Source organism: Comamonas thiooxydans, assembly GCF_002157685.2.
Taxonomy (GTDB): Bacteria; Pseudomonadota; Gammaproteobacteria; order Burkholderiales; family Burkholderiaceae_C; genus Comamonas; species Comamonas testosteroni_H.
Genome location: NZ_AP026738.1, coordinates 673,428 through 685,997, shown reverse-complemented (window position 1 = coordinate 685,997; position 12,570 = coordinate 673,428). Strand labels below are relative to the sequence as shown.

Sequence of the window (12,570 nt, the reverse complement as noted above, 5' to 3'; positions counted from 1 at the left end):
CAGACCTTGATCAGAGGCGGAGCAGGCTGTGCGACCCCGTTTCTGGCCCATATTTGGTGCAGCGCAACAAACACGGCACTGTCAAGGCTATGAATTGGTGCTGCCCGGCAGCAGGTCCACCGTGGACAGAATCGCCTCGGCCACATCCAGCATGCGCCGGTTCTGGTTCATGGCCGTCTGGCGGATCAGCTTGTAGGCCTCGCCCTCGCTGAGCTGGCGGTAGTTCATCAGCACGCCCTTGGCCCGCTCTATGGTCTTGCGCTCCTTGAGCGTGGCGCGTGCCTTGTCGATTTCGGTCTGCATGTCCTGCAGCCGCATGGACTGCTCCTGCACCAGCAAGACAATGCTCTTCTCAAGCTGCAGCCCGTATGCGCCCTCCGCAGGCAAGGAGGCGGCTGACTGCGTGCCCCCCAGAAAGGCCGCAGCCGCTTCGGCGCGAGCCCCCGGCTGCGGCTGCATCTCCAGAAGCGCCAGTTGCTGGCAGAGCGCGGCGCCGGCCTGCTCCAGCTTGCGCAGACATTGGGCCTGCAGCTCCTCGGCCAGGAATGCCTCAATCTGGTGCATGGCATCGAGCCGGCTGGAACAGGCTTCGAACCAAGGCGAGCTCAGGCTGCGGTCCAGCGCCAGGCCGTCACCGGCCGTGCAGCCCAGGCGGCGCAGCCGCTCGATCACCGTCATATCAGGACAGGCCCCGCATTGCTGCTGCCAGCGCTGCATCCCCGAAGGGCTGGCGAAGTCTGCAAACACCTGAAAGCAGCGCTCCTGCGACTCGATCAGATGCAGCCAATGGCGCTGACGCTCCGTCCTGCCGACCCCTGCCGTAAACGCCGCGACCCCTGTGGCGCGCTCCTGGCCCGCCAGTTCCTTGCCCTGCATGAAATGAAACAGCGCCACCAGCAATTTCGCGATATCGGGATCGCAAGCGCTGTCCGCCGCCTCGAACACCACGGTCAGGCAGGCCGCAATCATGCGGATCAGCGCCTGCGTGCAATCCTCGGCACTGAGCTCCAGCCCATCGCGCCGGCGGCGCAGCAGCGGCAGGGCTTCAAAGCCTTGCAGCGCATTGGCGATCGCATTGAACAGGCGAGCGCCATGCGCACCTGGCGCCCGCGCGCCCAGCTCTTCAAGCGCGAGGCAGACCCGCTCCATGACCTGGTCGACATGCCGGCCATGATCGAGCAGGCTCTGCTGCGCCTGTGCTCCGCCGCTGACCAGAAAGATATTCGAGAGACCGCGCTCTTTTTGCAGCGCATGGACGAGCTCGGATACGCTCGCCACCAGGCTGCTGGCGCGGCTGATCTGTTCCAGCTCGGCGATCTCGCTTTGCCTTGCAGCCACCAGATAGTGCAGAGGCGTTTTCATGGGGTAGTGCTTGTCGTCATGTTGATGCCATGGACGACCAGCACATTTCATGCCATCTCAGGCGAGGCGACGCTGCGGCCTCTCCCAGAGCCGGTCCACCATGGCGCCCACACCGATGCCCACAACATAGGCCAGCAGATCCAGGGGATCGAAGCCATTGCCCAGCACCAGATAGGCCAGCTTGTTGGCGCGCAGGGCCTGCATCCAGGGGGCCTGATAGAGCTGCAGGAACTCGATGGCAAAGGCGATGACCAGGGAGCAGGCCATGAGCTTGCCGCGCGTGATAGCCGGCCGCAGCCAGGCCACGCACAGCAGCACCACCCAGGCCCAGAGCGCATCGCCCGGATAGTTGCCCAGCCAGGCGGGAAAGGGCACATAGCCCCGGCGCGAGGCCAGCCCGATGGCGATGACCGCCGCAATGAGCAGGGTCAATCCCATCCGTGAGCGACGAAAGGGTCCAGCAGTAGCCGGATGTGTCAACAAGCTGTCGTCCCCTTCAGTCGATATGCGCGCCTGAGTCCTTGACCACCTGCTTCCAGTACGCCAGCTCGGCCGGCAGCATGGCCTTGAAGCTTTGCGGCGTGGACTCCACGCGCTCGGCGCCCAGAGTCTTGAGGCGCTCGGCCATCTCGGGCCTGGCCAGCACGGTCTTCACGGCCTGATAGAGCTTGTCCACCACGGGCTGCGGCGTACCGGCCGGCGCAAACAAGCCGTACCAGCTGGTCACGGCCAGTCCCTTGCCCAGCACGGGGATCTCGGGCGCCAGCGAGGTCGGCCTGTCGGACGCCACGCCCAGCACGCGCAGCTTGCCGCTGCTGACAAAAGGCATCACGCCGGGAAAGCTGCCGAAGGTCACCGGCAACTGGCCGGCCACCACATCGGTGGCGGCGGCCGACGCTCCCTTGTAAGGCACATGCAGCAGGTTCACGTTCTTCTGCTTTTTCAGCATCTCGCCCAGCAGATGGTTGAGCGTGCCGTTGCCAGCAGAAGCGTATTCCACCTTGCCCGGATGCGCCTTGGCATAGGCCACCAGCTCGTCCAGGTTCCTGGCCGGAAAGCTCGGATTCACCACCAGCAGATAAGGCGCGACGGCCAGTTGCATCACGGGAGTGAAATCCTTGATGGGATCGAACGGCACCCTGGAATACAGCGCCGGATTGATGGTGTAGGCGCTTTGCGCCGTCACGAGAAAGGTGTAGCCGTCGGCCGCGCTGCGCGCCACCTGGCCCGTGCCCAGATTACCGTTGGCGCCGGCGCGGTTTTCCACGATGACGGGCTGGCCCAGCGAATTCTCCAGCCCCTGCGCCACGGCACGCGCAATCACATCGTTGGCACCGCCCGGTGCCTGGGGCACGACAAAGGTAATCGGCTTGGCAGGCCAGTTGCCGCCCTGCGCCAGGGCTTGCGTCAGAGGAGCAGCCACCACGGCGGCCAGCGCCGCCAGCAGCAGCGGGCGGCGTCGGGTTCCGGAGATAAAAACAGCGTTTCGCGCCATCTCGGTGCGCGCAGCTTCTTCAAACTTCATGGCAATCATTTCCTGTGGTGGTGGACATGGATGCTGCCAGCCCTCCATGCCGGCCTGTCGTCCCATGCAACAGGCCATTCTTGCATCGCTGGTCGGGCGGCCTGAACAGCGCTCACTGTTCGGCCATCGCGTTTGGCAGTGGCAGCCTCCTGCAAATGCCGTGACCCCACGCCTGCCCGCAGCGGCACGGCCTCTTCACAGCAGCACCAGCCCCGGCGGCAAACTATCCCCCAGGCTGCGTTTCTGGTCCTCGGCCTCCATCTGCACCACCTGTTCGACCATCGCCATCCAGCGCTCGGGGGCACCGCTGCCGCGCATCTTCTCCAGCACCCGTGCTCGCACATCATCAGGCAGATCGCGCGCGCGGTCGCCAGTCATGCGGGCCATCTGCACGGCAGCGAACATGGCGGTTTCGTTCCTGCGCCAGTCCTGGACCAGCGTGGCGTTCAGAAACTCCAGCGCCGCCTCGGGGGGCATCACCAGATGGGCGTTGGCGGCCAGCGACTGGCGTGCCGCCAGGCGGCCTATGGCCCACCAGGTCTGCACGGTTTCATCCTCGCGCCTGAGGCGCTGCAGCATCCACTGCCCCATTTCCTGGCGGTACTGCCAGGGCACGGCCTCCATGGCCGCGAACAGGCGCAACATGTCGTCATAGCTGCCATGGCTGGATTTGCCGCGCGTGTTCTGCTGCACGGCCTTCTGCATGTGGCCGGCCACGTCTTCGAGCAGCTCCATCTGTCGGGCCTCGTTCAGACCCGCCGCCACGCGGCGCCAGAACACCCACCACTCCGTCCAGTTGGCGGCCTCTTTGGCATGACCCAGGCCCTGGCCATACAAGGCCCAGATCTGGTCTATGCGCCAGCCATCGAGTTCCGCACCCACGCCGGGGCGCAGACACCAGCCGGCAAGGTTGAACCAGACGCGCTCATGGTCGGCCGTGCGGCGGCGGCGCCTGGCACGGGCCAGCAGCGCATCGAACAGGGCACGCAGCAGACCCAGCTCCCAGCCCTCGCGCGGGCCGAGGACTCTTTCGAGCGACTGGCGCAGCTGGCGTACTTCCTTGGCCGTCACCTCCTGTGCCTGCGTGCCAAAGATGCGGTCTATCAAGGCCACGGCGTCGGGCAACTTGGTCGCTACAGAATTGGATTGTTTTTGGGCTTCAGCGCTTTGTGGGTCTGGGCTGCCAGCTATGGTTTCCGCAGTCACTGCACCGCGCACGGCAAAGGGCAGCAACCAGGACTGGCCTGCGTCCTGCACGGCCACGCAGCGCACTTCCAGCGTGCCAACCTCGCTCATGCAGGCTTGCAGCTGCACCTCGACCTGGGCAGCAGAGCAGCCTTCGGGCGCGGGCAGCACCGTGGCCAATGGCGGCAGCTCCACCCAGCCATCGCCGGTCAAAGGTGCAATCTGGCCGGCCTGCGCAGGTACATGGCTCTGGCTGTTGGCCAGCAAATTGAAGCGCACGGCCTGGCCCAGCTTGAGCGCAAAGCGCCGGCCCGAGAGCACCATGCGCACGCCCTCTTCCGTGCCGCGCGGCAGCAGGCACAGGCCTTGCGGAGCCTCGCCCCTCTTACCCGGCAGCAGCAGCCAGTAGCTGCGTGCCGAACCGCCACCAATGCGCGGCACCACGGGTGTGAGCGCTGCCGACGTCTGCCCGGCCCGTGCTTCAGGCGGGCTGGACACAGCAATCTGAGCCGCCAGCTCGGCCTGATGGCGGGCCAGCCCGTAGGCCGCCGCACCGCGCGCCACGGCCCAGTCCGGGTGCGGGTTGTGCAGCACGCGCACCGGGCTGCCGCGCCAGCGGTCAAGCAATTCCGTCAGACGCTGCACCATGGCATGCGCGTGGAACACGCCACCGTTGAGCAACACGGTATCGGGCAGACCCCCGCTTGCATGCTGGGCGAGAAATTGCGCCAGATGACGACTGATGGCCGCATCGGCTGGATAGGGCAGACCAAAGCCGCGCAGCGCGCCCTGCCGCCTGGCGGGCATATCGCTGATCTGCGCAGCCGGCAAAAAGCCGTCGACCACCGACTGCCGCACCTGCTCGCGGCTCAGCGTGACGCTGTGAGTCGCCGCCAGCAGCTTGCTGCCGCCCCCGAGCAAGGTGATGCCGATCTGCTCTGGCGCGTTCTGCGCCAGCAACTGCTCCTTGGCCATGCGGCAGCGCTGTACCAGCTGGGCAAAGCGCTGGGCGGACAACCTCTGGCCCTGCTCTGCGGTCTTGGCCGCAAACGCGCTCTCAAGCTGATGGGCCAGCGCCAGATCCATGTTGTCGCCGCCCAGCATCAGGTGCTCGCCGACGGCCGTGCGCGTCAGCGTGGGCAGGCCTCCGTCGACCGATGCATCCACGCGGATCAGCGTCAGATCGGTAGTTCCCCCGCCCACGTCCACCACCAGCACCAGCCGGCTGTCCGCCAGTTGCGCGGCCAGCTCATCGCCCTGCAGCACCAGCCAGTCGTGAAACGCGGCCTTGGGCTCCTCCAGCAACTGCACCTGCGGCAGACCCGCCATCTGAGCGGCTTCCAGCGTCAGCGCTCGTGCGCCCTCGTCAAATGAAGCAGGCACCGTCAGCACCACGCTTTGCCGGTGCAGTGGCGCTTCGGGGTGGGCTTTGTCCCATGCTGCTTTCACATGGACCAGATAGGAGCTGGATGCCGCCAGCGGCGATACCTTGGCCACGTCCTCGCCAGCCCCCCAGGGCAGGATGGCGGCCGTTCGATCCACACCGGTATGCGAGAGCCAGCTTTTGGCACTGGCCACCAGCCTCCCCGGCACGGCAGCTCCCAGATCTCGCGCCCAGCGGCCGATGACGGCAGGCGCTGCTTCATCCGCACCCTGCGGTGGCCAGGGCTGCCGCCAGGCCTCGCCCAGCTCGCCCTTTGCCGCCTGGTAGCGCACCGAAGGCAGCAGCGGCTGGGCCGCGACCTCGCCTGCCGTGCTGCGCTGTGGAATGTCGAGCAACGCGATATCACCAGTCGCACCGTCCAGCGCAACGCTTGCCACGACCGTATGACTGGTACCCAGGTCGATGCCGACGGCGTAGGTGGGGCGGGATGAATGCATGGGCTGAGACGAAGACACGTAAAACTCTGTCGCCGATCGTAACAAGAGCCGGATGCCCGAACCGCCTGCCGGGATCAGCGGCTGCAGCGGCGACCTGGGCCCAAACCGGTGCAAGTCCGCTGGCACGGGATTTGCCTTGTAACAAGTGCGCAGATTCGCGCAAGTTTCATAGCAAAGATCGAAGGCTAGTCACTACATGCCAGTCAAAACAACAACTGTGTCTCGTGTCCTCCTCGCCGCTCTGGCCACCGCCGGAGCTTCCGCCGCTTTCGCACAAAGCAGCGTTCAGATCTATGGCCGCCTCAATACCTCGGTCGAGCATCAGAAGGTCGGAAACAGCAGCCTGACCGGGCTCTTCAACAACAACTCGCGCTTTGGCTTTGTGGGCAGCGAAGACCTGGGCGGTGGCCTCAAGGCCGGCTTCCAGCTCGAATCCGGCTTCGAATCCGACACCGGCGCCGGTACCGGCAGCACCGGAGCCCTGGCCTTTCAGCGCCAGAGCGAAGTCAACCTCTCGGGCAGTCTGGGCAAGCTGCGTCTGGGCCGTTTTGGTGCCGCCACCTATTTCGGCATTGCCGACTATGGTGCACTGGATGAGCCCAACCACGATACCGGCTCCATCGCCGATGCGCTCTACGACTACGTGATGCGCAACACCAACAAGATCGCCTACCGCAGCCCTGTGATAGCTGGGCTGACGTTGGAAGCTCAGGCATCGCTACACGAAAAGACGACAGGCGCCGTGCAGAAGAACGGCTACGACCTCTATGCCAACTGGGAACGCGGCCCGTTAGCCCTGGGCGCGGGCTATACCCAGCTGGGTGACGACAAGCAGTTTGCCCTGCGCGGCCACTACATCTGGAATGCGCTGCAGATCGGTGCCTATTACCAGCGCTCGGACAACGGCTCGGGCTCGCTGTGCAGCAATGGCGGTGCCGGCTGCGGCACACGTGACGCTGCGCGCGTGACTGCGGTCTACCGGGCAGGCGCTTCGGAGCTTGCCCTGGGCTACGGCTGGGCCAGCCGCTGGAGCCATGTGCCCGGCAGCAGCGCGCGCCAGTGGATTCTTGGCTACAACCACCACCTGAGCAAACGCACCAAGCTCTACGCTGCCTACACGCGCATCGACAACGGATCCGGCGTGGCCTATGGCTACAACTTCAAGGGTGGCGTGGGCTATGGGCAGGATGCCAGCAGCCTGAGTGTGGGTCTGCGCCACGCGTTCTAGACCTGCTTGAGTGGGGCGCGTGCCATGTTGCTGGTGGGCATGGTGCGCGCCTTGCTTCTCGAAAGAAGAGCTTCATGATCTTGCTCCTGGCGTGATTGGGCCTGAACCTTTTTGTGACATGCCTTTGTCACGGACAGAGGGCGGGTCTCGGCCAGAAGCGCAGCCGCAAACGAGAGAACAAAAGAGAGAACAAAAAAGCCCGCCAACCAATCGGCCAGCGGGCTTTCGCAGTCAAGCAATTCAACAGCCTTACTCGGCGGCCTCCGCAGAGGTCTCCGCTCGCACATCGAACTCCACCTTCCAGCGCTCGCTTCCGCCCACAGGCACGGCATTGAGCTCCAGCGTGCCGATATCGGTCACACGCGCCGCCAGGGTCACGGGCACCACCTCGCCGGCCGCACGGCCGGCGGCAGGCAGATTCAGCTCGATCTCCTGCAGCTCCACCAGCTCTTCGGGCGACCAGAAGTCCAGCATGGTGCCGACCTGATCAGTGCGACGCACGGACGAGCCAAAGAAGCGCAGACGCACAGGCTCGCCCACGACCAGGCCGAACTCCTCGTCAGGCAGAGCGACTTCCGTGCCCTCTTCCATGCCGAACGGTGCCAGGCACAGGGCGGACAGGGGCGGCTCCATGCCGGGGATGGCGGGCATATTGCTCTCCACACCCACGTAATAGGACTGAGCCGTGCCGCCGCGAATGCGCACGCCGCGACCGCTGGTGGCGATATGGCCGTAATAGGCCGCACCGCGAGCCACGGCCAGATCGAGGTTGGCACCGTCCAGCAGGCGCGCAGGCTCGCAGGCCTCGTCGTCCAGCCAGCCGTTGATGACTTCCAGGATTCGTTGCTCGATCTGGGGTGCCTTGAGCACGCCACCGTTGAACAGAATGGCCGTGGGATGCAAAAAGGTGGAGCCGTCGATCTGATCGCCTCTCAGGCCCTCGATCTCGGCCAGCGCATGAACCTGGCGGCTCAGAAAGGCCGCCAGATGGCGCGTGACGGCGGCATCCTGCGCATAGGGCAGGCCCAGCTGCGTGAGTGCGCCGCGCGCACGGGTCTTGGGCTTGTCGCTGACGGCCACCTTGGGGAAGAAGCCTTCGACCAGCATGGCCAGCACTTCGTCGCGTGTCACTTCGGTGCGAATGCTGCCGCCTATGAGCTTGCTGCCCCGGCTGGGCACGACCACGGGCACGGCCTGCAGGTTGGCATCGGCCAGCAATTGCTCCTTGGCAGTGCGGCAGCCATGGGCCAGCGCACGGGTCTGCCAGGCATCGAGCTGCCTGCCCTCGGCCGCCAGCTTTCGCGCCACGCCGTAGGCCAGGGCCAGGTCCATGTTGTCGCCGCCCAGCAGAATGTGTTCGCCCACGGCAATGCGCTGCAGCTCCAGATTGCCATCGCGCTCCAGCACGGCGATCAGCGAGAGGTCGGTGGTGCCGCCGCCCACGTCCACGACGAGGATGATGTCGCCATGCTTGACCTGCTTGCGCCACTGACCACCGCTGGCCTGGATCCAGCTGTAGAGCGCGGCCTGGGGCTCTTCGAGCAGTGTCAGCCTGGCAAAGCCCGCGGCCTTGCAGGCCTCGGCCGTCAACTCGCGCGCCGCGGGATCGAACGATGCCGGGATGGTGACGGTGATGTCCTGCTGGGCAAACGGGGCCTCGGGATGGGCTTGCTCCCAGGCGCGGCGCAGATGCTCGAGATAGCGGGTGGAAGCGGTCAGCGGCGAAATGCGGCTGACTTCCTCGGGTGCATCGGCGGGCAGAATGCCGGCGCGGCGATCGACACCGGGGTGGCAGAGCCAGCTCTTGGCGCTGCTGACCAGGCGGATGGGCGTGGCCGCGCCGCGGCTGCGGGCGAATTCACCGGTGATGAAGTCGCCGGGTGCACCGGGCAGGCTGCGCTCGGCCTCGGTCAGCTCGCTTTCGTGCGGCAGATAGAGAAAAGACGGCAGCAGGGACCTGGCCTCGACACTGCCGGGAGCCGTGAGCTGGGGAATGTCCAGCACGCCCTGCACCACCTTCTCGCCGTCGCTGGCAGTCTTGTTCACATAGGACAGCGCGCAGTGGGTGGTCCCCAGATCGATGCCGATGCTGAACTGAGCGCCGGCAGATGGAGCATCGAGCTGGCCAGCAGCTCCTTGCGGCTGAGCGGCAGCGGCCACGGGGTCAGCCACGGGCGCGGCCTGGGAGGCCGCACCGGATGCGGCGATGGAGGCAAACATATTCATGGCTTACAGCTCCACTTCTGCCTGGGCGATGACCTTGGCGGCCTGAATGTCTGTGAGCTGGGGGAGCTTGACCTCCGTCACCAGCCAGCCGCGATGGGACAGCGTTCCGGTAAACGGCGGCTGGCCGACCACATTGCCCGTCAGGCGCACGGCAGCGGCGTCAAAACCGGCCTGCAACGTAATGCGCGAGCCTTCGGCTTCGCTGCAAACGGGGGAGAGCGTGAAATGCTCGCGCAGCACCTTGCGGCAGCCCTCATGCACCACGCGCGCGGCCGCGCCGATTTCGGCATCGGTATAGGGCGCGACATCTTCCTGGATGAAGTCCACAAAACGGGCTTCGCGCTGCATCAGGCCCAGCAGTTGCAGGGCGGCGCTGTCGGTGGCGACGAGCTTTTCCACCTCGACGGTTTTTTCGATCAGCTTCTCGACCGGAACCTCGACGCGTTTTTCGACCGAAACCTCGACGGTCTTTTCCACGATTTTTTCGACCGGCACTTCGACGCGGACCTCGACGATCTTCTCGACCGGCACTTCCACGCGCACTTCCTTGGGTGCGACGTCGGCGGCAAAGGCCTCACCGGCGCGCACACGAGTCACGTCAGCGGCCAAACGGCCGTTACCGAGGATGGCAAAGAAACTGCCGATCGCGATGGCGATGCGGCTCAGGAATGAGGGGGGGGTATTGGCAGTCATGGAGTCTGTCTCAAAACGGGTTCACGCATGCAGAATCTCTCTGTGGCGCCCTTGCGGGCTGGGCTGCGCGAACCGAAAACGGAGCCGGACCAGGCGGCAGCAGCACGGCCGGCCCTGGCGGCACAAGGCTGGACGCGCCGCAAACGATGCGCGCGGGCCTGTGCAACAGGCGCAGATATTACCCAAAAAGCCCGGTCAGCCATCCCGCTATGGCTTTGCCGCGCCGGTTGCAGCACCTGGACGCGCACTGCCGGGTCATACGCCGCAAGCATGACCTTCTTCCGTTTCATCGTTATGAAGCCGCCGCCATTTGCCGGATAGTTGATGCAGGATCTTGACAAACAGACCGCCCCGGCAACGGGTCTTGCCGATTCATGGGCTGCAGGCAATGCGCGGCACCATGGACGACCGCACAACAACTGCATTGCGTTTTCGATACGCCCACTTCCCGAGGAGACTTCCCCCATGCGCCTGATGACCGCGAACATAACGCTGGCATGTACCGCCCTTGTAGCCGCCATGGCCGCCTCCGGCGTCCAGGCCCAGACCTCCCCCAGCAGCACGCTGGAGAAGCTGCAGAAGACCGGCAAGGTGGTCATAGGCGTGCGCGAAAGCTCGGCCCCCATGGCCTATGCCATAGGCGCCAACCACCGCTTCACCGGCTACCACGTGGAGTTGTGCGAGAAGGTTCTGGCCCAGATCGCGCCCAGCGCCAAGATCGAATACATGGCCATTACCGCGCAGAACACCATGCCTCTGGTGCAGAACGGCACGGTGGATCTGGGCTGCGGCCCCACGACCAACAACCTCAGCCGCCAGAAGCAGGTCGCCTTTGCCGTCACCACCTATGTCAGCCAGGTGCGCATGGCCGTGCGTGCGGACTCGCCCGTGACCTCGTTCAAGCAGCTCGACGGCAAGACCGTGGCAGCCTCGGCCGGCACCACCGCCGTGCAGCTGCTGCGCAAATACAGCCATGAGAACAATGTGAAGCTGCCGACCCAGCTGGGCAAGGACCACTTCGAGAGCTTTCTGATGCTGGAGTCCGGTCGCGCGGACGCCTTTGTGCTTGACGACAACCTGCTGGCCGGCGTGATCGCCAACGCCAAGGACCCCAAGGGCTACAAGATCGTGGGCGAGGCGCTGGGATCGGAGCCCATCGCGCTGCTGATGCGCAAGGACGATCCCGGCTTCAAGAAGGCCGTGGACGATGCCCTGGTGCGCATGATGAAGTCCGGCGAAGTGGCGAAGATCTACGACAAATGGTTTATGCAGCCCATTCCGCCCAAGGAAATGCCGCTGAACCTGCCCATGAGCGAGACGCTCAAGCAGCTGCTGCAAGCGCCCAACGACAAGCCGCTGGAAGCCTACAACAGCTGAAGCGGCCACTGGCCTACCCCTGGAGCCATTCCTTATTGGTAGCTGGCTGCGCCTGTTGACAAAGCATTTCAGGCATATCCATGGCTGAATCCCTTGAAGGAGCTGCGCTGGCAGCTCCTTTTTTCATTAAAGCGGCGCAGAAGAAGCAAACTCCTGCGCGACCTGCTTGAGCCAGCCCTGGAAGGCCTGCAGCGGCGGATAGGCAGAGCGGCTGGTCGGCCAGGCCAGGTAGTAGCGCTCGGCGCTTTGCACCTCGGGCAGCTGCGGCAGGGCCTGGACCAGGTCGCCGGCCTGCAGCTCGCGCAGGATCAGAAACTTGGGCAGCAGCGCCACGCCCACACCGGCAATCGCGGCCTGCGCCGCCGTGGCGAACTGATCGAACAGCATGCCCTGCATATCGCCGCCCTGGCAGCCCTGGCTGCCGAACCAGCGCTGCCAGGCGTCGGGACGCGAAGCCAGATGCAGCAGGGGCGCGCGCAGCAGGTCCTGGGGCCGTGCAAAACCATGGCGGGCAGCCACATCGGGGCTGCAGGCCGGCACCACGGTCTCGCTCATCAGAAACTCCAGCTCCGCGCTCGGCCAGTTCGGCAGGCCGAAATGAATGGCGGCATCCACGGCTTCGAGCTGGAAATCGAACTGCGACAGCCGCGTGGTCAGATTGATGGTGATGCCCGGATGGGCGCTGAAGAACTGCGGCAGCCGCGGCGCCAGCCAGCGCGTGCCGAAGGTCGGCAGGATGGCCAGGTTCAGACTGCCGCCTTGCGGATTGGTGCGAAAGCCCAGCGTGGCATTGGAGATGCGCGCCAGGGCCGCGCGGATCTCCTGCGCATAGGCCTGACCCGCAGCGCTCAGGCGCACGGTCTGGCGCTCGCGCACGAACAGCTCGGTGCCCAGCCGTTCTTCCAGCGCGCGGATCTGGCGGCTGACGGCGCTTTGCGTGAGATGCAGCTCGGCGGCCGCTGCGGTAAAGCTCTGATGCCGCGCCGAGGCCTCGAAGGCGCAGAGCAGGGACATGGGGGGCAGAAAGCGACGGGATAGCTGCATGGAAGGAACCGGTAAGTGTGGGGCTGCCAGCAGGTTCATTCCATTTAGG

9 protein-coding genes are annotated in these 12,570 nt (G+C 65.4%); 2 read left to right on the top strand and 7 right to left on the bottom strand.

Annotated elements, in window-relative coordinates:
* Positions 1-87: 87 nt before the first annotated feature.
* From CTR2_RS03100 to CTR2_RS03085, 4 genes are all read right to left on the bottom strand, one after another.
* Positions 88-1,362 (bottom strand): nitrate regulatory protein, encoded by a 1,275-nt coding sequence (locus CTR2_RS03100; protein ID WP_087085121.1) that lies wholly within the window; start codon positions 1,360-1,362, stop codon positions 88-90.
* A 57-nt stretch (positions 1,363-1,419) separates the two neighbouring features.
* Entirely contained in the window at positions 1,420-1,800 is a 381-nt protein-coding gene (locus CTR2_RS03095; protein WP_176391745.1) for a ribosomal maturation YjgA family protein, read from the bottom strand.
* Positions 1,801-1,858: 58 nt separating this feature from the next.
* A complete protein-coding gene (locus CTR2_RS03090; protein ID WP_087085261.1) occupies positions 1,859-2,887 on the bottom strand; it encodes a Bug family tripartite tricarboxylate transporter substrate binding protein in 1,029 nt (342 codons plus the stop codon).
* Between the two features lie 195 nt (positions 2,888-3,082).
* Positions 3,083-5,953, bottom strand: a complete 2,871-nt coding sequence (locus CTR2_RS03085) for an Hsp70 family protein (RefSeq protein ID WP_087085123.1) — start codon at positions 5,951-5,953, stop codon at positions 3,083-3,085.
* A 196-nt stretch (positions 5,954-6,149) separates the two neighbouring features.
* On the opposite strand from CTR2_RS03085, the gene CTR2_RS03080 reads away from it, so the two are divergent.
* Positions 6,150-7,181, top strand: coding sequence for a porin (locus tag CTR2_RS03080; protein ID WP_176391746.1), 1,032 nt, complete (start codon positions 6,150-6,152; stop codon positions 7,179-7,181).
* Between the two features lie 249 nt (positions 7,182-7,430).
* Here CTR2_RS03080 and CTR2_RS03075 read toward each other — a convergent pair whose 3' ends face one another.
* Together CTR2_RS03075 and CTR2_RS03070 are read right to left on the bottom strand one after the other, a co-directional pair.
* Positions 7,431-9,407, bottom strand: a complete 1,977-nt coding sequence (locus CTR2_RS03075; RefSeq protein WP_087085125.1) for an Hsp70 family protein — start codon at positions 9,405-9,407, stop codon at positions 7,431-7,433.
* Positions 9,408-9,410: 3 nt separating this feature from the next.
* Positions 9,411-10,100 carry a DUF2760 domain-containing protein gene (locus tag CTR2_RS03070; RefSeq protein ID WP_087085126.1) on the bottom strand — a complete coding sequence of 230 codons (690 nt, stop codon included), beginning with the start codon at positions 10,098-10,100 and terminating at the stop codon, positions 9,411-9,413.
* A gap of 465 nt (positions 10,101-10,565) precedes the next feature.
* Between CTR2_RS03070 and CTR2_RS03065 the strand changes: the two genes are divergently transcribed.
* On the top strand, positions 10,566-11,477 hold the full coding sequence (locus CTR2_RS03065; RefSeq protein ID WP_087085127.1) for a transporter substrate-binding domain-containing protein: 912 nt from the start codon (positions 10,566-10,568) through the stop codon (positions 11,475-11,477).
* 126 nt (positions 11,478-11,603) lie between these two features.
* On the opposite strand, the gene CTR2_RS03060 is transcribed toward CTR2_RS03065, so the two are convergent.
* Positions 11,604-12,521 (bottom strand): LysR family transcriptional regulator, encoded by a 918-nt coding sequence (locus CTR2_RS03060; RefSeq protein WP_087085128.1) that lies wholly within the window; start codon positions 12,519-12,521, stop codon positions 11,604-11,606.
* Positions 12,522-12,570 lie beyond the last annotated feature (49 nt).